Source organism: Sphingomonas sp. Leaf28, from assembly GCF_001421685.1.
In the GTDB taxonomy this organism is placed as follows: domain Bacteria; phylum Pseudomonadota; class Alphaproteobacteria; order Sphingomonadales; family Sphingomonadaceae; genus Sphingomonas; species Sphingomonas aurantiaca.
Genome location: NZ_LMKX01000004.1, coordinates 1 through 20,724 on the forward strand (window position 1 = coordinate 1; position 20,724 = coordinate 20,724).

16 protein-coding genes and 1 pseudogene are annotated in these 20,724 nt (G+C 60.8%); 9 read left to right on the forward strand and 8 right to left on the reverse strand.

Going from position 1 to position 20,724, the window contains the following annotated elements; genetic code table 11:
- The 4 genes and pseudogenes from ASE79_RS06465 to ASE79_RS06480 all read right to left on the reverse strand — a co-directional run.
- The coding region (locus ASE79_RS06465) for an efflux RND transporter permease subunit (protein WP_156359567.1) at window positions 1-3,428 on the reverse strand (3,428 nt) is incomplete at its 3' end.
- Between the two features lie 3 nt (window positions 3,429-3,431).
- On the reverse strand, window positions 3,432-4,376 hold the full coding sequence (locus ASE79_RS06470; RefSeq protein ID WP_416354506.1) for an efflux RND transporter periplasmic adaptor subunit: 945 nt from the start codon (window positions 4,374-4,376) through the stop codon (window positions 3,432-3,434).
- A 321-nt stretch (window positions 4,377-4,697) separates the two neighbouring features.
- Window positions 4,698-5,881: pseudogene (locus ASE79_RS06475) on the reverse strand (TolC family protein).
- Window positions 5,882-6,301: 420 nt separating this feature from the next.
- Window positions 6,302-6,964, reverse strand: coding sequence for a cation transporter (locus ASE79_RS06480; protein WP_056413675.1), 663 nt, complete (start codon window positions 6,962-6,964; stop codon window positions 6,302-6,304).
- Window positions 6,965-7,033: 69 nt separating this feature from the next.
- On the opposite strand from ASE79_RS06480, the gene ASE79_RS06485 reads away from it, so the two are divergent.
- Window positions 7,034-7,438 carry a MerR family transcriptional regulator gene (locus ASE79_RS06485; protein WP_235513447.1) on the forward strand — a complete coding sequence of 135 codons (405 nt, stop codon included), beginning with the start codon at window positions 7,034-7,036 and terminating at the stop codon, window positions 7,436-7,438.
- A gap of 559 nt (window positions 7,439-7,997) precedes the next feature.
- Here the strand turns inward: ASE79_RS06485 and ASE79_RS06490 are convergent.
- The gene (locus ASE79_RS06490; RefSeq protein WP_056413678.1) at window positions 7,998-9,155 is read right to left on the reverse strand and encodes an FAD-dependent monooxygenase; all 1,158 of its coding nucleotides are present in this window, start codon (window positions 9,153-9,155) and stop codon (window positions 7,998-8,000) included.
- 74 nt (window positions 9,156-9,229) lie between these two features.
- On the opposite strand from ASE79_RS06490, the gene ASE79_RS06495 reads away from it, so the two are divergent.
- From ASE79_RS06495 to ASE79_RS06510, 4 genes are all read left to right on the forward strand, one after another.
- Window positions 9,230-9,859 (forward strand): TetR/AcrR family transcriptional regulator, encoded by a 630-nt coding sequence (locus tag ASE79_RS06495; protein ID WP_200910329.1) that lies wholly within the window; start codon window positions 9,230-9,232, stop codon window positions 9,857-9,859.
- Window positions 9,860-9,984: 125 nt separating this feature from the next.
- A complete protein-coding gene (locus tag ASE79_RS06500; RefSeq protein ID WP_082445134.1) occupies window positions 9,985-11,697 on the forward strand; it encodes a hypothetical protein in 1,713 nt (570 codons plus the stop codon).
- 389 nt (window positions 11,698-12,086) lie between these two features.
- Window positions 12,087-12,788: a M16 family metallopeptidase gene (locus tag ASE79_RS06505; RefSeq protein WP_162237004.1), complete on the forward strand. Its 702-nt coding sequence runs from the start codon at window positions 12,087-12,089 to the stop codon at window positions 12,786-12,788.
- A 108-nt stretch (window positions 12,789-12,896) separates the two neighbouring features.
- Window positions 12,897-13,457 (forward strand): hypothetical protein, encoded by a 561-nt coding sequence (locus tag ASE79_RS06510; protein WP_156359568.1) that lies wholly within the window; start codon window positions 12,897-12,899, stop codon window positions 13,455-13,457.
- Window positions 13,458-14,038: 581 nt separating this feature from the next.
- Here ASE79_RS06510 and ASE79_RS06515 read toward each other — a convergent pair.
- Window positions 14,039-14,956 carry a restriction endonuclease gene (locus ASE79_RS06515; protein WP_056413693.1) on the reverse strand — a complete coding sequence of 306 codons (918 nt, stop codon included), beginning with the start codon at window positions 14,954-14,956 and terminating at the stop codon, window positions 14,039-14,041.
- A gap of 464 nt (window positions 14,957-15,420) precedes the next feature.
- On the opposite strand from ASE79_RS06515, the gene ASE79_RS06520 reads away from it, so the two are divergent.
- From ASE79_RS06520 to ASE79_RS06535, 4 genes are read left to right on the forward strand one after another with little or no spacing between them, the layout of a single operon-like run.
- A complete protein-coding gene (locus ASE79_RS06520; protein ID WP_056413696.1) occupies window positions 15,421-15,621 on the forward strand; it encodes a hypothetical protein in 201 nt (66 codons plus the stop codon).
- Window positions 15,618-16,394, forward strand: coding sequence for an ABC-three component system protein (locus tag ASE79_RS06525; protein WP_056413700.1), 777 nt, complete (start codon window positions 15,618-15,620; stop codon window positions 16,392-16,394). Before ASE79_RS06520 ends, ASE79_RS06525 begins: the two co-directional genes overlap by 4 nt.
- Window position 16,395: 1 nt before the next feature.
- Entirely contained in the window at window positions 16,396-16,911 is a 516-nt protein-coding gene (locus tag ASE79_RS06530) for an ABC-three component system middle component 5 (protein WP_056413703.1), read from the forward strand.
- Window positions 16,901-18,811, forward strand: a complete 1,911-nt coding sequence (locus ASE79_RS06535) for an ATP-binding protein (protein WP_056413707.1) — start codon at window positions 16,901-16,903, stop codon at window positions 18,809-18,811. The genes ASE79_RS06530 and ASE79_RS06535 overlap by 11 nt, the downstream gene beginning before the upstream one ends.
- A 370-nt stretch (window positions 18,812-19,181) precedes the next feature.
- On the opposite strand, the gene ASE79_RS20230 is transcribed toward ASE79_RS06535, so the two are convergent.
- Together ASE79_RS20230 and ASE79_RS06540 are read right to left on the reverse strand one after the other, a co-directional pair.
- Window positions 19,182-20,123, reverse strand: coding sequence for a Brp/Blh family beta-carotene 15,15'-dioxygenase (locus ASE79_RS20230; RefSeq protein ID WP_082445138.1), 942 nt, complete (start codon window positions 20,121-20,123; stop codon window positions 19,182-19,184).
- A partial coding sequence (locus ASE79_RS06540; RefSeq protein WP_056413711.1) for a bacteriorhodopsin occupies window positions 20,120-20,724 on the reverse strand: 605 nt, incomplete at its 5' end. The genes ASE79_RS20230 and ASE79_RS06540, both read right to left, overlap by 4 nt.

The window sequence follows — 20,724 nt, forward strand, 5'->3', positions numbered from 1 at the left end:
GGCAGTTCGATGTGTCCCCCTGATGGGGCTGGCAGCTCGCGCCGTGGCAGTTCGATGTGTCCCCCTGATGGGGCTGGCAGCTCGCGCCGTCCGAAACGAGCGTAGAGCGTCGGCAGCACGAACAAGGTGAGCAAGGTTGCGGATATCAGGCCGCCAATGACGACGGTCGCCAGCGGCTTTTGCACCTCGGCTCCAGCACCATGACCAAGTGCCATCGGCACGAAGCCAAGCGACGCAACGAGAGCCGTCATCGCAACCGGCCGGAGCCGCGCCAGAGCGCCTTGATGCGCCGCTACCGCACGATCCATGCCTTGCCGCATCAGATCATGGATGGACGACACCATGACCAGCCCATTGAGGACCGCGACGCCCGATAGCGCGATGAAGCCAACTGCCGCTGAAATGGAGAACGGCATGCCTCTTAGCACCAGCGCCAGGATGCCTCCGACCAGCGCCAGCGGAACGCCAGTAAACACGATCAACGCATCCCTGACGGAGCCTAGCGCGCCGTAAAGCAGGAACATGATGACCACGAAGCATATCGGCACCACAACGCTGAGCCGATCGCGGGCAGATGCCAGATTCTCGAACTGACCGCCCCATTCGAGATACGTGCCGGGCGGCAACTTCACCTGAGCGTCGATGGCTGACCGGGCATCAGCCACGACGCCGGCCACGTCTCGATCGCGCACGTTGGCCTGCACCACGACACGCCGCTTGCCGTTAAATTTCACCTGAGCGTCGATGGCTGACCGGGCATCAGCCACGACGCCGGCCACGTCTCGATCGCGCACGTTGGCCTGCACCACGACACGCCGCTTGCCGTTCTCGCGACTGATCTGGTTGGGACCATCGACCACGGCGATATCCGCCACAGTCGATAGCGGTACGAAGCCGCCACTGCCGGTCGGCACCGGCACCTGAGCAACCGTCGTCAGATCGGAGCGCGAGCTTTCCGCCATCCGGATCACGACCGGGAAGCGACGATCGCCTTCAAAGATGACGCCAGCTTGTCGGCCGCCAATGGCTGCTGCAACCGTGTCCTGCACATCACCCGCCGTCATCCCGACGCGGGACATGGCAGTGCGGTTCGGCCGGATATCGAGCATCGGCAAGCCTTCGGTTTGCTCAACCCGCACGTCTGCTGCACCCCGCGTCTTTCGCAGAATGGCGGCGATCCGATCTGCGGTCGCGTTCATCTCGCCAAAGTCGTCGCCGAATACCTTGATCGCGATATCGCCGCGTACGCCCGCGATCAGCTCGTTAAACCGCATCTGGATCGGCTGGGTGATCTCATAGGCGTTGCCCGGCAGAGTAGAGAGGCGCTTTTCCAGCCGGTCCACGAGCTCTTCCTTGGACAGGCCGGGGTCGGGCCACTCCTTCTTCGGCTTCAGGATGACGAAGGTGTCGGTCGCGTTAGGCGGCATCGGGTCCGATGCGATTTCGGACGTGCCGGTGCGCGAGAAGGCGAAGCGGACCTCAGGGGCCTTGGCCAGTGCCTTTTCCACCTGGAATTGCATCGCCTGGCTCTGATCGACCGATGTGCCCGGGATGCGGACCGCCTGCACGAGGATGTTGCCCTCATCGAGCTGTTGCATCGCCTGGCTCTGATCGACCGATGTGCCCGGGATGCGGACCGCCTGCACGAGGATGTTGCCCTCATCGAGCTGCGGCAAGAACTCCTGCCCCAATGTCATGAAAGCGGCCCCGGCGAGTGCCAGCGCACCGATCGCGACGCCGATGGTCAGGGTGGGGCGGCGCATTGCCGCATCGAGTCCCGGCTCATAGCGCTGCCGGAGGAACGTGACGACGCGGCTTTCCTTTTCCTCGACCCGCTTGCTGAGCCAGATCGCAATCGCTGCCGGTATGAAGGTCAGCGACAGGATGAAGGCGAACACCAGGGCGATGATGACCGTCAGTGCCATCGGCTCGAACATCTTGCCTTCGACGCCCGTGAAGGTGAGCAACGGCGCATAGACAAGGATGATGATAGCCTGCCCGTACACTGATGGGCGGATCATCTCGCGTGCCGATGCCGCGACAATCCCGAGACGTTGCTCGATCGTCAGCACGTCATCGCGACCATGCTGCGCCTCGCCCAAACGCCGTAATGCGTTCTCCACGATAATGACCGCGCCATCCACGATCAGACCAAAGTCGAGCGCACCAAGGCTCATCAGATTGGCCGAAACGCCCGCTTCCAACATGCCGATGCTGGTCAGCAGCATCGTGATTGGAATGACACAGGCCGCGATCAGCGCCGCGCGGAAATTGCCAAGCAGCGCAAACAGGACGACGATCACCAGCACCGCACCTTCGGCAAGGTTGCGGGCAACCGTCGAAATCGTGGAGTTCACAAGCTCGGTCCGGTTCATCACCGGCTTCACGACAACATCGACCGGCAACGAGCGGCCGATCTGCGTCAGCCGTTCGGCAACGCCAGTCGATACCGTGCGGCTATTTTCCCCGATCCGCATGACCGCGGTCCCAACGACAACCTCATGGCCGTTTTCCGACGCCGATCCCATGCGCAGCCCTTGTCCGGTGCGAACGGCCGCAATCTGGTTGAGCAGGATCGGAACGCTCTCGCGGGTGGCAACGACGGTACGGGCCAGCTCGTCGGCGTTGCGGACACGCCCATCCGATCGAACCGCCAGCCCTTCGCCGTTGCGGTTGACCACGCCCGCGCCCGCGCTGGTATTGCTGCGCTGAAGGGCGGTGGTGAGATCCTGAAGCGTCAGCCGCATCGCTGCCATGCGCTGTACGTCCGGAACGACGAGATATTCCTTGGTGTAGCCACCAAGGGAGTCGACGCCGGCAAGCCCGGCCGTGCTTTTTAGCTGCGGCGTGACGATCCAATCCTGCACAGTGCGCAGGTAGGTCGCCTTGTCGGCGTCACTGACGAGGTGATCCCCCTCGGGGGTGATATAGCTGGCATCGCGTTGCAGGCCGGGTTCGCCGTTGCGGTGATGGACCTGATCCAGCTCGCGGTATTCAACGGTCCACATGAAGATATCGCCCAGGCCCGTGGCGATCGGCCCCATCTCCGGGTTCACGCCTTCGGGGAGGTCTTCCTCGGCGGTTCTCAGGCGTTCGGCGACCTGCGCCCGCGCGAAGTAGATATCGGTCTTTTCACCGAAAACTGCTGTGATCTGGGCAAAGCCATTGCGGCTTAGCGAGCGGGTGTATTCAAGGCCGGGAATGCCCGCGAGCGCGGTTTCGACGGTGAACGCAACCTGCTTCTCGATCTGATCGGGGGACAGGGCAGGAGCGACGACGTTGATCTGCACCTGGTTGTTGGTGATGTCGGGTACGGCGTCGATTGGAAGCTGACGCAGCGCGCCAATCCCGAGCAACGCAGCCGCGATGGTGAGAAGCAGGACGAGCCAGCGCTTCTCGACGGATAGGGTGACGATGCGACCGATCATGGCTCAGTCCTCATCCCCGCCTGCGCCCTTGCCGAGTTCGGCCTTGAGCGTGAAGCTGTTGGTGGAAGCGATGCGCTCCGAGCCGGTAAGGCCTGCCGTTACGGTAACCTGTCCGCCATTGGTGCGGCCAAGTGTCACTGGAATTGCCCGGAAACCTGTCGCCGTCCGGACGAACACAAACGACTTGTCCTCGATCATCTGTACTGCGGCCGATGGTACGGCGACGGTGCGGTCCCCGGTCGCAGGAACGAGGATCGATACGTTGACCGTCTCACCGACGCGCCATGTGCTGCCGGCGTTGTCGAGGGTGGCGATCACCGGCACCAATCGGGTCGTCTCGTCCAGAATGGGGGACACGAACGTGACGCGTCCCTCCTGACGCCGCCCCGGCGCTGTCACTTCGACACGCACGCCGGGTTTCACCCGACCAGCATCCGTGGGAACGAGTGATGTGGTGACAGTGACCTTCGACAGGTCGGCGACGCGGAACAGCTCTGCATCGGCCGCGACTGCCTGCCCGAGGGTCGCCGATCGCGCGATCACTTGGCCGGCGATCGGCGAGCGGACCGCGATGCGGTTGAGCGCGCCGCCTCCGCTGCCCGTCGCTGACAACTGCTGCTGCGCCAGACGAAGGGCAATGCTGGCCTCCGTTGCGGCCGTTCGCGCCGCGACCAGATCCTGCTCCGGCGAAACGCGTTCGGCGAACAGGCGCTGTTCGCGGCGAAGGTTCGATTGGGCGAGTGCGGAACGCGCGCGCGCAGCCTCTACCTCCGCTTTCAGTGATGCCGCTTCCCGGCTTTCGATGATAGCCAGCGGGTCGCCCCGGCTGACTGACTGCCCGAGATTGCGGGTGAGGGAAACGAGCCGACCGCCTACGGAGGTGGACACAACCTGCACACCCTGAGGATCGCCCTCGATCGTTGCCGATAGCTCGATCGCTCCGGCCACGCCGCCCGGAAACGAGCCGACCGCCTACGGAGGTGGACACAACCTGCACACCCTGAGGATCGCCCTCGATCGTTGCCGATAGCTCGATCGCTCCGGCCACGCCGCCTACTGTAGGACGCGTAACCTCTATCCCGGCATCCGCGATCTGCTGGGCGGACAGGGTAACAATATCCTTTGGGCCCTCCTTGGCTTCGCCGGCCTCGGCACCTTCCGCCTTCTCGGCTCCGGCTTTCTCACCGGCCTCGCTGCTGCCACCCCCGCCGCATCCGGCAAGGAGGATAGCCAGGGTCATAGGCGCGAGCGCCCGCATGATGGTCTTCGTCATTGATTGGTTTCCTCGGGCGAGGGCGCTGCGGCAACGAGCCGTTCGAGGCGTGCCTTGGCGTCGTGATAGGTGGCGAGCGCATCGATCGCGGCGGTTCGTGTTTCGGACAGGGTACCGCCAATGCCGGCCCGCTGGCGTTGCGAGCGGTCGTCGCGGCATTCGCGACGTTCGCCTGTGCGCTTGCGATATCCTGCGCGGTATCCAGCTCGGCCGCGCGACGTAGCGCCTGCGCCGAAACGGTCTGCGCCCGCGCCTGCGCCACTGCCGCCTTGCCGTTGTTGAACAGCGGAAACGGGATCGACAGGCCGAACACCGCTGCCACGTCGTTCGTAGCCTCAAGCCGTCGTGCGCTGGCGCTGAGTGTCACGTCGGGAATGCGCTGCGACCTGGCAAGCCGCACCTGGGCCTCTGCCGTTTTTACGTCCGCGCGTGTCGCTGCCAATGCCAGCGTCCCGGCGGTCTCGATCGGCCGCGCTGGACCAAAGCTCTCGACACGGCCGAACCACGCCAAGTCCAACGGTCCCGTGAGGGGTTGGCCGATCCGTCGGGCAAGATTGCTTCGCGCGACCTCGGCAAGCCGCTGCGAGCGCTCCACAGCCGTCTCCGCGTTGATCCGCAATACATCGGCTCGCTGCTGTTCGAGCGGTGATGCTCGCCCCGCCTGAACGCGGACGCCGGCTGCACGCGAAGCCTCGCGGGCGATACCGGCCTGCTGACGGGCGATCACAAGCCGACGCTCCGCTGCTGTCGCCTCGATGTAGAGCTGAGTGACGGCAAGCCGTAGATCAGCCTCAACCAACGCCGTGCCTATCCGCGCTCGATTACCAATCGCATCCGCGACGGCGATCCGTGCCGATCGTTTGCCACCCAGCTCGATCGGTAGTGCCAATCCTGCTGTTGTCTCGGCGCTGCGAAGGCCGCGATATTGACCGCTACCGGCAATGTTCTCGGTCTCGGCGACGATCGACGGGTTAGGGCGGTAGCCGGCAACCGTGCGGCCTGCCTCTGCTGCCCGGACGGCTGCTGTGGCAGCCTCAAGGCTAGGGGCGGTCGCTCCGGCAAGTGAAAGCGCCTGATCAAGGGTAAGCGGGGGACTGGTCGATGTTGGATCGGCTGACTGCGCCTGCGCGATCGACGCGCATGACGCCACGGCCAATAAGGCCGCAATAAAACGGTGCATGGGAACGGACTCCTGACGAACCTTTGAGCATCCGCACGGGCTTTCCCGGCGAGATTAGGCGTTGGTCAGGCTTGGGGAGGACGTAGGGCTGGGTCCGACGCTACCGGGGCCTTGGGCGCATTGCGCCACACCGACGCATTCATACGAACGCTGCTGGCTGGTCCGGTTGAATCGGACGCGAACGGCACGCCGACATGATGGCCGTGGCAACCGCCATGATGGTGAGGATACGCCTTGTCGGCGTCTGCCGGCACTTGGTCAGCGTCGCCGTCGCAATGATCGAGGGAGCTGACCGCTGTGGTATCAATGCACGTCACGCCTTCGGTCGCATGCGCGACTGATCCAAGCCCGAGCATAAGCACGAGCATGAAACTGAGGAACAGGGCGGAAAGGCGGTGCATCGGCCCGCGTCTTAGCAGCTTACCGACTGCCATGTAACGACTGCTGGTAAGTAGCGGGGACGGGTGAGGGCTCGCTACGCATTTCGGCGCGTGCCTGCCGCATGATCTGAACACCGCCCGATATGCCCAACACAGCCATCAAGGTGGCGACGGCAAGATCAGGCCACGCGCTGTTGAGGCCGAACACCCCGCCTGCGGCTAGCACGACGGCAATGTTGCCAATCGCGTCATTGCGCGAGCAAATCCATACTGACCTCATGTTCGCGTCACCGCTTCGGAAGCGGTACAGCATGACCGCGACGACAAGGTTCGCGATCAGCGCGGCGATGCCGACCACACCCATAATGTCGGCATGGGGCGTCGCGTCGTGGAGCGCACCCCATCCCGCCGCGAACAGGACATAGACGCCTAGCAAAGCAAGCGTCGCCCCCTTCAACATCGCAGCGCGTGCGCGCCAGGCTATCGCCATTCCGGCAACACCAAGACTGATTGCGTAGTTCGCGGTGTCACCAAAAAAGTCGAGCGCGTCGGCTTGGAGCGCCTTCGATCCGCCCGTGATGCCGGCTATGATCTCGATAACGAACATGCCGCCATTGACGGCAAGCGCGATCCATAGCGCCCGGCGCCACTTTGGATCGTTGAGAGTACCCGCCTTGTCGGACGCGCAGCTTGTGCAGGCCATGTTCGCCACCTCGATAGAATCGATCTGACAGCCTATATGCACCCTCTAGTCGCTAGAGGGTCAAGCGCTGTGTCTGAGAAACTGACAATCGGAAAATTGGCTGGTGCGACTGGCACGAAGGTCGAAACGATCCGCTACTATGAGCAGATTGGCTTGCTGCCGGCACCTGCGCGATCGGCGGGGAACTATCGGACCTATGAGGGTGCGCACCTGCGCCGCCTGTCCTTCATTCGTCGTGCCCGCGATCTTGGCTTCTCGATCGACCAAGTACGCGAGTTGATGGGGCTTGCCGATCGACGAGATCAGTCCTGCATCGCTGTTGATGTCGTTGCCAATCAACACCGCGACGCGATCAGGCGTAAGATTGCCGATCTCACCGCACTGGCTGGTGAACTCGATGCGCTGATAGATTCCTGTAGCCGGAACACCGTCGCCGACTGTCGGATCATCGAAGCCCTTGCGCCTCCTGAGTAGTCCCACAGGACTTAACGGCTTCCTGTGACGGATCCTTTGCCAGGCGTCGCCAGCAATCATCATATAAGTCGAGGGTTTTGCGATGCCCGCGACACCGCTGCCGAGGATCGTGATGCTAAGACAGAAACCCTGATACTTAGATACTTACCCCTGCAGTGATAAATCGACGGTGTTGTTTGATTGGGTGCCGTATGGTCCTCCTTGGCTGGGACTTCAGCCGGACCAAGGCAACAAATAGCCCCGAATTCTATGGATCATCTATTGATCTAAAAAGGACCGGCCTGGAAGGATGCGCTGGGGGTATACCTGAAAGGCACCGGCTCTAAATCGATCAATGTCTCAGTCTGTCGCGGTGCGGGCAGGGGGGGGCTGCCAAGCGCGGGTGCCCCGACGGACCTATCGCAGCTACTTTGGCTTTCCCGAAACTCCATCTCCGCGAAACCATTTCAGGAAAATGATTTCGGGAACAGATTTAGAGAAATGCGCCGTAGATGAGGGCGGGGCCGACTGAACGACGCCCGCTATCCCACTGGCCCTTCGCTTGCAGGAAGGCTCCTAGCTAAAGATCGATCTCACCCGCGGTGAGTTTCCGGTCCCGCTCTGCAAAGTCGGCATCGTCGGCGGGAAACATCATCTCAAGACCGCTGGTAGCAGCCCGCTCCTGCACCTCCTCGACAAATGGTCGCAACCCATCTTCGTAATGCCGAAAGGCAGTGACGTGATCGTCGGGATATCGTTCGAGAGCTTCCGCCAGACGGCCCGCACCAATGATGGCCATCGACCCGCCAAAGCCGGCGAGCGGCGAGACGCAGTACCCCGCGTCGCCTACCAATGCGACGCGTCCGCGCGACCAGCAGGGCATCCTGATCTGGTTGATCTTGTCGAAATAGAACTCGTCGTCACCTTCCACGCTGGCGAGCATCGCCGGCACCTTCCATCCCAAGCCGTCGAACTGGGTCTGGATCAAGCGGCGTTGCTGTGCCCGATCGCGATAGTCATAGTCGATCTCCCGCTCAGTGCGAAAGCCGAAGCCGATGTCGGTGCGATCGTCATAGCCATTGAGCAGCGCGGTGCGGCCGGGCACGCTGAATACCTGCGACTGGTTTGCCGGCAATAGCCCGGTGTGCGGAACGACCTTCAGGAAAAAGTACCCGCCCATGAAATAGGCGAATTCGCCGTTCGCTCCGAACGCCAACCTGCGCGTGTTCGAGCGATTGCCGTCGCACCCGAGCACCAGCGCAACGTCACGGTGGCTTCCATCGCTCAATGTCACCGATATCCCATCCGGACGCTCGGCGAGGTGCTCGACGGATCGTCCGAACAGCAGTTCGACCTCGTTCGGTAACGCGCCTGCCAGGATATCCAGTAGATCGTCCCGGTGAATTTCGTAGCGGGTCTGCGCCGCTGGATCGCTCTCCGCTTCCATTGCGGCGAGCGTCACGTCATCTTCGTCCTTGAACTGGATGCCGCGAGGGGAGAGCGTCTTAATGAGAACCGCCTCCATTAGTTTCATCCGGGTCAGAACGTCGATCGTCTCCCCTTCGATGTCGACGGGCGTTCCGCCTCGACGCAGCGTCGTCGCCGCTTCGACGATCGTGACCCGATATCCCAGCCGGTTCAGCCACCAAGCGGTCGCAAGCCCGGCGAAGCTTGCCCCGCTGACCAGCGCAGATCGATCCGGTGTCGCAGATGGCGTCGGTTCGATTGACGTAACCATGAGAAGAACCTTTAACTGGACGCACCTTAAAAGTGTACCGAGTACAACTAATGTCGCAAGCAGTTTCGAAGCCCGTGGCCGACCGGCGAACGCGCAAGCGGCTCGCCACCCGTCAGGCAATCTCCGATGCCGCCACCCGCCTTTTTATGGAGCGCGGCTTTGATCGCGTCACGATCGACGAGATAGCAGAAGCTGCCGACGTGGGGCGGATGACGGTGTTCAACCACTTTCCCCGCAAGGAGGACATGTTCTTCGACCGCGAGCAAGAAGCGCGCGAGGTCGCGTTCGAGGCCATCCGGTCACGTCCTTCCGGGATGTCGCCTATCGCCGCGCTTGGAAGGCTCGCACATCAAATGGTTGAGCAGCGGCATCGGAGCTTCCCGCTGTTCGTCGAGACGCAAGCATTCGTCGAAACGTCGCTGGCAAGTGAGGTTCTAAAGGCGCGGGCACGGCAGATGCGTGACGATTTCGTCCACGCGCTGGCGTCAGTGCTGGCCGAGGAAGCGGAGCAACCGCAGGGCGACGCCGATGCCTATCTCGCCGCTACGCTTATTTCGTCGACGTGGAGCATCGCCTCCGCCCGCGCACACGCCCTGCTGAGTGCCGCCGGGAATAGTACGGAGGCAATTCACACGTTCCTGACTTTGATCGATCGTGGGACCGCCGGCACAAGAGCTGCGCTTTCGGGTACGCGTTATGCATAGAGAGCGTGGCCTGGGGCGATTGGAGCAACTTCAAACCACTCGCGTGACAGGCCTTCCCGATTCACCATCCTTTTCGGGAAGGAGCAACATGTTGCCGAGCGCACATCAGTCGCTAGGATGGCCGAATGCGTCTGCGTTTGCTGAGCCTCGCTCTGGTCTTTCTGGGTGCTGCCGCCCCACCCGATCCCGTCACCCAATCTGTGCAGTTTACTCTTGCGCCTGATCTGTCCGGCGGTGCGCTGACCGGTCTGAAGGTTCAGATCCGCTTCCATGCCGATCCTTCAGGCACGACGAACTTTGGATGGGGTAAGGGCTGGGCGGGAGAGCGAAAGCTCTGGCAATGGGCGCGCGACCTCAAGGTGGCGGGAGCAACGGCGGTCGAGAAGAACGGGGATGGTCATTGGCGCATCAAGTCTGCGCCGGGTGAGCCGCTAATCGTCTCCTACCACATCGCATCCGCCTACGATCACGATCCAACCGTTGACGACAGCGACCAGCCACGACCGGTCATCCGACCGACGTGGTTCTATGGGGTCGGCAATGCGCTGTTTGGCTACCCCGACGATCGCGAGAATGCGCCAGCTACGTTCGATTGGTCTAGCACACCGGGTATCGGCTTCGCTTCAGACCTCGAACACCTTGCCGGGCTTGGTCACAAGGCCGGCCGCGTCGGCACCGTGGCCGATGCACTGGAAAGCGTCGTGATCGGCGGGCGTAATCTTCGCACCTTTCCGGCGCGAGACGGATCAGGAGTAAGGGTTGCAGCCGTCGGCACTTACGCGTTCACTCCGGAGGAATTGAACAGTCTTGCGCGCCGCGTGATCGCCGTCGAGCGTGCCTTCTGGAACTCGGATCGCAGTGCTCCCTTCCTCGTAACCGCAGCTCCAATCGTCGGCAGCCCGACGGCGATGGGTTTCGGCGGTACCGGACGCGGGGATGCATTTGCGCTGTGGGTCGATCAGCGAACGCCCCTGGCGAGCATGAAATGGCTCCTTGCCCACGAATATTTTCATACGTGGAATCCGGGCCAGCTCGGGGCCGTGCCCGAGCGTCGGGAAGCACGGCCGGGGGCTTATTGGCTGAGCGAGGGCTTTACCGATTACTATGCTCGCGCCCTGATGGTGCGCGCCGGCCTGATATCGCCCGAGGAGTTTGCGACAATCTGGAATGAGATGCTGGCGGCCTATGCCGGTTCTCCCGTCCGCTCCATGCCAGGCGTGCAGGCGGCGGCAGCCTTCTGGGACAATGAGGCGGCGCAGAAGCTACCCTATCAGCGTGGCGCGATGCTGGCGGCGATATGGAACGCGCGGTTGCGGACGGCGAGCCAAGGTGCGGTGAACCTGGATACGGTGCTGCACGCTCAGATCGCTGCTGCGCGGTCTTCGAAGGAGCAGGCGACCTTCCTGTTCAAGTCGCTAGCCCGTCAGAAGGGAATGAACATCGCTGCCGATGCGAACCGATACCTCGCGAAAGGCGAGCCGATCCTGCTGCCGGCCGATACGTTCGGACCATGTGCCACAATCGTTACCGAACAACGCCCGTCCTTCTCGCGGGGCTTCGACGCGGACGCTACTGCCAACGCCGGCAACGTCGCGACCGGCGTGGATCCGCTGTTGCCGGCATATGCGGCAGGGTTGCGGGATGGCATGAAGATACTCGCCCGAACGGAAGGCCAGCCGGACAACGCGTTGGTGCCTTATGCATTGCTGGTAGAGGATAAGGGTAAACAGCGTACGATTCGGTATCTGCCGCATGGACGGGAGGGGATCACGGTGCAGCAGGTCCACATCACGAACGCGCAAAGTCCAGAATGCTCACGGACCTTGAGCGGCTTGTAGAGCACGGTTGACGCTTTGAGATCGGCTTCAGTCGTTCCCCGCTTATCATATCATGAGAATGCCCCGGGCGTCTCGCTGGCCGTTCCTTGATGGCAACGCCGATCAGGCTCATGATACAAAGCGGCAGCCACCATTCTGCCTCAAAATGATGTCCATCTACAACCCTGCTTATTAATGGTCGCATCTGGCGGCATCGGTGGGGTCGAGGGGCGTTCATGGGAAATAGCGGCAAAGCGGCAATAATCTCGATCCTTGCTCCCTTATTTGCCTTTTCGTCTTCCGGCTTGGCCCAGGATACGGTGCGAGCCACTGATAAAAACAGTGCGAAACTCGCGGTTGGCCGGTCTACCGATTGGCGAACTCCGCTTATCGGACGTCTTGCGAACGGCGTGCGGTTTGCGATCCTGCCTAGGCAAGGGCAGGAACCTGGCGTTGCGCTGCTTATGCGCAACGAGGGCGGCTTTATCGCCGAACGTCGGCCCGGTGAACGGGGACTGGCACATCTGATCGAGCATGTTGCGTTTCACAGCCCGACCGTCGCCGCGCCGGACGATTACGATCATCTGAAGCGTATCGGCCTTCCGCTGACGTTCGAGCATGTTGCGTTTCACAGCCCGACCGTCGCCGCGCCGGACGATTACGATCATCTGAAGCGTATCGGCCTTCCGCTGACGTTGCCGGCACCGAATGCAGGGTTCACGTCATGGCGAGAGACCAACTACTATCTCTCGACCAGGTCAACAGCTCCGAGCGATATCGACGTGCTGCTAAGCCTGTTCCGGGATGCCGCCACGGGGATGACCCTTCGCCCGGATGCGATCGATACTTCGCGTGGCGAAGTCATGCGGGAAATGGCCGACAAGAGGCTCGGCAACGACATCTACGCCAGCTACATCGCCGCCATCGCGCCCGGCTCGCCGAATGATATCATCAACGCACAGAACTCGGACGATGTGCCGGCCGCGAGCACCGACACCATCCGCAGCCTGTATCAGCGGCTGTACCGCCCCGTGAACATGACGATCGTCATCGTCGGCAATGTGAAGCCGGACGAGATAAGGACTCTGATCGAAAAGCGTTTCGGGGACTGAAAACCCGAGCTACCAGATGCCCGCCGCGCACCCTTCCCGATGTTCGATCGCCGACGTATTCAGCCGATCAGCTTTTCCGCGCTTGCACAGGGGCGTCGGACGGCATTGATGACAGTCGTGCTGCCGACGCCTGCCCCGCCATCATCACGTCTCACAGCGCTTCAGCCGGACAGCCCGCCCGGGAAGGTCGGAATGTTCATAGAGAATGGCGAGCAAGGTCAGCGGCAGATCATGCTTTGGGACAATTTCGCGGATGATCGCTGGAAACCGGCTGTTGCGGGTTTGCGCCGGATCACATGCAACCTCACCACAGGGGGCTTCACGGCGGAGGAGTGGCAAGCCGCCAAGCGGGATATTGTGGACGATCTGAACCGCCGCGCGGCAGACATCGCGAAGGTCTCGAACGTCGATCTCGCGAAGGACTTGTCTCACGCACTTGCTGATGATCGGGACTTGATCCCACCCAACGAACTGCTTCGCTACGCCACAAACACGCTTCCCGGAGTAGATGTGCGGTCCGGCAGCACGTGGTGGCGTCAACAATGGGGTAGCGGTGTGGAACACCTTCGGGTGGAAGCACCTGAACTTGCAAAGGTGTCTGACCCGGTGGTCGCGATCCGGGCGGAAGCCAATGAAGCGACCGGCTCATCTGGCTGCAAGGTGCGCTGACCAGAGGCTCCTGCTTTCCCAAAACCCCGTCGAATCGGGGTTAAGAGAAGGCTGACCCATTCTCGTTTTCCGATCGTTTGTGGGACAATCGCCAGCAGTGAACTGCAATGCGCCGACACCGCCTTGCGGGCGCACAAAAAGCAGAGCTTCAACCCTCAATGGAGCTTTCGCGATACCGTTTGGTAGGGTGCCTTTTGGTCTTCCTTGCTTGGGACTCCAGGCGGACCAAAGGGCCAATCTGAGCCAAATTTTTGAAGTCTTTTTTCGGCGGAAATCGGACCGGCCTGAGTCCGAACGCTGAGGGTATACCCATACCGCACTGCATGGATCATCGATGAAGCCGATAGGGGCAGGGTGGGGGCCTCCTTTTTTGGTGGACTACGGCCCGACCGCTTTCCGTCGTTGAAATGGCCTAAGCAGCCTTTCGTTCATACATCGCCTGCCGGCCGCTACACGCCCCATTTTGGTCGTTCGAACGACGAACAGCTGATGCCGCAAGCAGTCGTTTAGTTGGCTCAGAATTGAGTGCGGAAGTCGCTACTCCACAAGAGCGCTAAGCTGAAAAGGGCGCTGGATCAGGTTCAGGCTTCGTCGGTTGCTTCAACCATGGCGCGAACCCGCTTCATGCCCTCGTCCGGATTGGCGTAGACGCCCTCGCTCCTAATGATCACTCCATCCGGCTTGAAGGCGACCAGCCGGGCCAGTTCGAGCGGATCGTCCGACGGCACTAGGGCGCCGAACGCCGGATCGCTGCTCGGCCCGACCGCCGCGACGAAGTGCTGGTCCACGATGCGCTTGGTGGTCTGGTATTCCATGAAGTAGCCGAGCGAGAAGTCGAGCTTGCTGAGCGTAGGGTGGTCGGCATCGTAGACGACCGCGAACACCGGCAGGCCCCGCTCGGCCGCCTCAGCGCGCGCGACGTCCAAATCGTCATGGGGCGGTCGGAGGAAGAAGCGGTTTGCGCTGTGATGCGGATCTGGTGTTGGACGTGATGAGAGCGCGGCCGCCTGCGACGCCTGCATCCAGCGGTTGAACGATCGCGGCATGTAGCGCGCCGCGAGAACGCGCCCACGGGGATTCTCCAGCAGCTTGCGCTCGATGACGTCGGCGTCGAACTGGAGGTATTCGAACGTCGGCCGGAGAGCGCTGAGAGTCTGGCCGAGCCCGCTGCTTGGCAGCGTCGAGTAGAACGCCACGAAGCCTTGGCAGCGGTGGGTGCCGAGCCGGTCGCGCAGGTTCTGCTCGTCGCCGGGCGTAACGGACGCGCCCGAGTGGGCCTTGTGCTTGCAGCTGACCAGCCAGCGCACGACGTTCGCGCCGCCAGGCCCGAGCCGTTCCTCCTCGACGATGAGGTCGCGTCCCCCGTCGGCGCCGCGGTCCGGGTGCTCCACGATCTTGAATCCCTCCGCCAGAAGAAGTTCGCGGGCGAACATCTCGAAGCTATCTCGGTTGGGTCCGCCCTGCGCGGGCGCGATCTCGGTGAAGTCCAATGCAGCCATGAACGAACATATGGAGCACCGTTGGCGGTTCTTCCATTCCGCCGTTGCGGCTTGCTCAGCCGATGCCAGCGTCGGCATCGTAGCGAATGTCTGCTTTACGAGGTGACGAGCTCGAACTGTCTGTCAATCGGCCCAACTCCGGTCATTGGGCAGCAACTGGACCAACGACTGGCTTCGAAATCCGCTCAAATGGCACTGTCCAACCTACGGGGCAGCCCCCCGTCTGACACTTCCGCGATGGCCATTTCAGGTGATCAAGCTATCCTGAGCACGCTGTAAGTGCCGCGATCTAGCTTACCGCGTTGTGAGAACGGGCAAGAGGCTCGCTTCCTGCACGCCTTGCCAGGTTGTTTTGACAGCACCATCGACGCCCTACTCCCCTGAGCCTACCGTTCCGGCGGCATCTCCGCTTGCATTCTGGGTGTCGTAAGGGTCATGGTGGCAAGAAATCACAAGGATTTGCAATGATTGGAGACCTGTTAGGGCCGCACACGTCGGAGATTATTTCGGCAGTTGGAGGTGCTATCGCTGGCGCGGTGGGCGGCTCGTTCATCACCTACAAGCGCACTAAGTCGACCACGATCAGCGGCCTTGGACAGGTCGTCGACCAAAGTGGCTCACGCGTACGTGGCGATATGACGGGCGGGAACAAGACACATAAATGAGTGATGGCAAGCCCGGGACCAGCCTGGTTCCGGTCCCCGTCAAGAAAGTGGTTCCGGCCCAGCTTCCTGGTGCGGGAAGCCTGGTGGCGCGCCGCATCCGTGAACTCGCTCAGAGCGGACAGCTGGATGCCACCGCTCTAGCCATTGCCGCTCCGACGCCCTCGTCCGCAGTTGATCAATCTCGCTCGAAGGTCGGCGGAGATCAAGTTGCTGGAGATAAGGTCGACGGACCGAAGATCGCCGGCGACGTGCTTGGCGATAACGCCATAAAGATCGAAAACCAATTCAATGTTCAGCTTCCACAATCGGCATCCGTGATCGAGAAGCTACTTCACAAGCTGCAGCATGAGATCGAGCATAACATTCAGTATAGTGACACCATCGTTCGTCTTCAGCGATACCACGGCGGTGTTGCCCACGACGACATCCGAGGGCTGGTCGCAAAACTGACGCATAGTGGTCGTGCGGCCCAGGTAGACATCGCTCTTGAGCAAAAAGAGGAGTTTGCTAAGCTGCTCGAGACATGGTCACTCTACCAGTCCGCCCAAGAGATATTCGTATATCTTCTTGCCCGGGCTGAGAACGTCTTTACCACAGAGGTGATGCCCGATCTGGGCGTGTTAACGATTGGTCAGGCCAACAAACAAATCAATCGTGATATTGTTGATCCGATTGTTGAGGAGTGTGCGGTAAGCGTCTTGCAGATTGATCATGTTACGGCGACTGGAATGTTATACTGGCTTGCTGAGCAATGTTTCATCAGGTGGCACTGATATGATCAGCTATCAGCCGGCTCTTGACCGCTATCATACGGTCTTTAGGATTTTGACCATCACCGGCGTGATTGTCTCATGCCTGCCCGTCGAGACGGATAAAGTGCGTATTCTCGACTTCTATCTCGCCTTTCCGTTTCGATTGGAGGCGTTAAGTGCCAAGCAGGGGCAGACTTCTTTGAGAAAAGTAGGAAAGGAATACCGCTCTGTGCAGCCATATGGCGGTATGCCGGATGACGCCTCGCTGTTCCTGCGAATGGCGCCAGTGCAAGCGTTGGCCTTCGACACTCTTGCGGCCGAGGGTCTTATCGACCCTGATGCCTACAAACAGGGGGTTGTGCTGACTGGTGAGGTGGAGCCACCGCACCCGCTGAAGCAAGCTATTGCGGTCTATGCTGCGGAGAATGCAGCCCTCCTTGAGGCCATCAACCTATTGGCGTGCGATTATGCGCTTTTAGGCAATGATGGCTTGAAGCGTCGTAGCGGGCTCATGGAGTACAAATACGATGCGGCATGATCCGACTATGATTGTCGAGCGAATGCTCGTTCAAAAGGACGGTAAGCCGGCGTACGACGAGCATTACCATGTCGGCGTCAATGTTATTCGCGGGGATAACTCGTCCGGTAAGTCGACGATCCTAAACTTCATCTATTACGGCTTGGGTGGTGATCTACAGGATTGGAGCGAGGCAGCGCTGCGCTGCACGCGGGTGTACCTTCAGGTGCGTTTCAACGGCAACGTTGCGACGCTCGCACGGGATGTAACCGATCGACCGCGTCCAGCAATGGACGTCTTCGCGGGCGAGATTGATGACGCCCTCGAGGCGCCGGCAGCGCGGTGGCTGCGGCTCGGGTATATCCGCTCGGACAAACGGGAGAGCTTCTCTCAAGTCATCTTCCGGCTGCTCGACATGCCCGAGGTGGCCAACGAAACCTCCGGCAACATCACGATCAACCAGCTACTGCGCTTGTTGTATGCCGACCAGCTAAGCCCAGTGAACAGCTTGTTCAAAAGTCAGGGCGCCTTCGACGATGCCGGCCTGCGAGATGCGGTCGGCCGGCTGCTTTTTGGGGCCCACACGGCACAGTTTTATGAAAACGAGCAGGAGATCAAGCGGCTCAGCAAAGAGCTTGATGAAGCAACTGGCGCCTACCGCAGCCTGCTGGCCGTGGCAGGTGAAGCGGAGCAGGGTTTCACGCATGAATGGATTGGCATTCAGCGCGCGCGGCTGGAGCAGGAGGCCAACGCGATCGCGGCCGCGCTTGACGCAGCCGAGCGGCAAATGCGGGACTCACCAGAGCAAGCGACCACGACACTACGCGGCCAGGAAGCCGCCTATGAGGAGGTCGTGGCCCTGCAGGAGCAGCTAGGCCAATCGCAGGCGGAGCGCGACAATCTCACGCTCAAGATCGTAGACTCCGATCGCTTCATCAGCAGCCTTCGATTCAAGCTTCGCGCCTTGCGTGACTCCTCTACGGTGGCAGAGGTGATCGGTGATGTCCGGTACAATGAGTGCCCCGCCTGCCATGCACCGACGGTTGAGACCGGCAACGAGCATGCCTGTTATCTGTGCAAGTCGCCCTATGACGACGGTCATGAGCGTGGTCGGATTACGGCACTCATCAACGAGACGGCGCTTCAATTAGATCAATCGCAGCACCTTCAGCGTAATCGTCAGGTAAAGGCTTCCGAACTGGACCGCCAAATCAAAGCACTGGGTGAGCGCTGGGAGAAGGCGAGGGAGCGCCTGGACGGCTTGCGGCGCGTCGCGACAACCGAGCAGCAATTGGTTGTGCGTGACCTCAATAGGAAAGCAGGGTACGTCCAACGATCGCTAGAGGATCTTGCGCGTATGGAGCAGATCGCTGCGAAGCTGCGCGAGCTTAGTGAGCGGCGTGCGGCGCTACAGGGCCGCATCACCGCGCTGCAAGGTGAGAACGAGGCGCTACACCGTCAACAATCCGAACGAATTGCCAGAGCAAGCACCGTCGTGTCGGACGAGATACGTGATCTGCTCATCAACGATCTTCGCAGGCAGGATATCTTTGAAAACCCACAACGTGTAAACTTCAACTTTCGTGACAATGCAATCAGTATCAACGAGCAGCGATACTTCTCCGCAAGCTCACGTGCGATCCTTAAAAGCAGCTTCGCGTTAGCCTTGCTTGCTGCGTCAACCAAGCTAGCGTTTATGCGGGATCCGCGATTCTGCATGATTGATACGTTAGAAAATATGGGTGTCGAGGCTATTCGAAGCCAAAACTTCCAAAAACAAATACTCAGGGTGTCAAAAGCTGCAATCGTTGAGCACCAGATTATCTTCGCCACAGCAATGCTGACGGACGAGCTCAATGAGCCTGAATACACGGTCGGCCGGCATTATACGCGCGATGCGCCGTCGCTTGCTCTCTTATAGCGGATGACGGCAGGGCGGCTCTAAGTCAGGGACGCGCCAACCTCCGCAAAACAGCAAACCTTTCTAGTCGTCGGAATTTTCAAGAATCGTTCTGGGGTGTGGTAACCCGCTACAAGGTCAAAGCCTGTGTTATCAGCTGAAACGGCGATGGCGCTACCGATTGCTCCATACCCAGAAAGCACCTTCCGGATAATCGATGGCTTCGGGGCAGGTCCGTGCTGTCGAGTACGAACAATATCCGTAGCCTCGCCCTCGTCTTGGATATGAACGAACGACCGAGATTGGGAAACTGGCGGAGTGCTCCGAATGACCGCAACTGGGTCGTAACGCCAGCAGGCCATTCGTTGAAGGAAGCGACCCGGCGATCGGTCTAAGCGTCGGAGCGGACTGCTCGTTGAAATGGGCGCCACTGCATATGCCCGAATAATGGCGTCACGATTAGATGCGGTACAGCGAGAGCCGCAATGCCCGCGAATAGGGGGCGGACGCCGGAAGGGTCAGAGTGTAACAAAAGAACGCCTGTTATGGTAGCGAGYAGTATMGCGGCGACSAGTATCGGAGCAGTTGCTCGGAGGTAGCTGCCCATCGTTGCACAACCGATCTGCGTACGACGTTCGAACGTTTGGGGTGCGGCATGCAGAACGAGAAAAAGTATCGGAGCAGTTGCTCGGAGGTAGCTGCCCATCGTTGCACAACCGATCTGCGTACGACGTTCGAACGTTTGGGGTGCGGCATGCAGAACGAGAAAGCCCACCGAAAACCCCACGAGTGGCGTCAGAACGACAAGGGCTACCGTCCCAATCAGGAGGCGCAGGTCGTTGCGCTGACATGCCCGTACGACCAAATACGCTGCGGCTATTGCGCCGATCACCGCCATTGCTGACACCATTGAGGGCAGCACAGTTGTCGAGGTGCCGCCGAGACGAAGAATATCGGTTAGGTTCGTGGCATGGAAAGTGGCGGGGGTGGCGACGAGGCTCGTTCCTCTCGCCACCCTCTCCAACGGCCGATCCGCTGGTGCATCTTCAACGCCGAAATGAACTGCCGACGCGATGAGAAAAGCCGGAAGTGCGACCGCTGGATCAATGACCCACCAACAGAGGCAAACTGCACCAACAAAGACGTATAAGGCCACGAACAAAGGGCGTTGCCGCGGCTCGACGATTGCCAAGTCGCTGGCGCCATGAGCCATGCCGATGAAACCTATCGCCACAACCGCAAAAGCTAATTGTACGGTCAACGCGCTAATGGAGGCGGCGGCTGCCGCCCCTAGAAGCAGGCTCCAGCCCCAGGCTGGAGCGGGGGTGATCATGACTGATGACCGCGTTCGGTGCTATGCTGCTCCAGCGCCTTGTCCAGGTTGCTTGCCGCATAGAAGGCGTAAACGACCTTGGCGACGACATCCATGACCAGAATCGCCCAGACTGATGTCGGATCCGTGATGATTTTCATTCCTTCAGGACCGATCAGGAAGACGATTGGATAGAGGAACCAGATAACCGTCAGAAAGGCGACGTTCTTGTTGTATGCCGTGCCCAAGGCCATGCCCCGGCTTTGCGCCAGCGTGCGGAGCGGCCCCCACAAGAGGTACAGAACGCCCAGAAAGGCGACGCATGACCACGCATACCAGACCCATTTTGCGAACGATGGGCCGATTAGCGACGACACCAGTCCCGTCGCTATCATCAGCACGTCAAGGACGATGATGGCGGTGAGGTGGCCGCCCACCTCGCCAGTCCTACCATGATCATGGAAGGCCAGAAGAACGAGGCTCGATAGCAGGATCGGGGTTGTCACCGACCAATCGAGGTATCTTGCGAGATAGGTGACCGAGCCGTCGAGCTTGAACAGCGTACCGATGCCGAAGGCCATTGCCAGATACGCCGTAGCTGCAATGAACGGCACGCTGGCAT

Excerpts from the sequence above, each read along its gene's own strand:
- ASE79_RS06480 (WP_056413675.1), bottom strand. The coding sequence starts at position 6,964 with ATGGCCTGCACAAGCTGCGCGTCCGACAAGGCGGGTACTCTCAACGAT.
- ASE79_RS06490 (WP_056413678.1), bottom strand. The coding sequence starts at position 9,155 with ATGGTTACGTCAATCGAACCGACGCCATCTGCGACACCGGATCGATCT.
- ASE79_RS06500 (WP_082445134.1), top strand. The coding sequence starts at position 9,985 with ATGCGTCTGCGTTTGCTGAGCCTCGCTCTGGTCTTTCTGGGTGCTGCC.
- ASE79_RS06510 (WP_156359568.1), top strand. The coding sequence starts at position 12,897 with ATGACAGTCGTGCTGCCGACGCCTGCCCCGCCATCATCACGTCTCACA.
- ASE79_RS06515 (WP_056413693.1), bottom strand. The coding sequence starts at position 14,956 with ATGGCTGCATTGGACTTCACCGAGATCGCGCCCGCGCAGGGCGGACCC.
- ASE79_RS06520 (WP_056413696.1), top strand. The coding sequence starts at position 15,421 with ATGATTGGAGACCTGTTAGGGCCGCACACGTCGGAGATTATTTCGGCA.
- ASE79_RS06525 (WP_056413700.1), top strand. The coding sequence starts at position 15,618 with ATGAGTGATGGCAAGCCCGGGACCAGCCTGGTTCCGGTCCCCGTCAAG.
- ASE79_RS06530 (WP_056413703.1), top strand. The coding sequence starts at position 16,396 with ATGATCAGCTATCAGCCGGCTCTTGACCGCTATCATACGGTCTTTAGG.
- ASE79_RS06535 (WP_056413707.1), top strand. The coding sequence starts at position 16,901 with ATGCGGCATGATCCGACTATGATTGTCGAGCGAATGCTCGTTCAAAAG.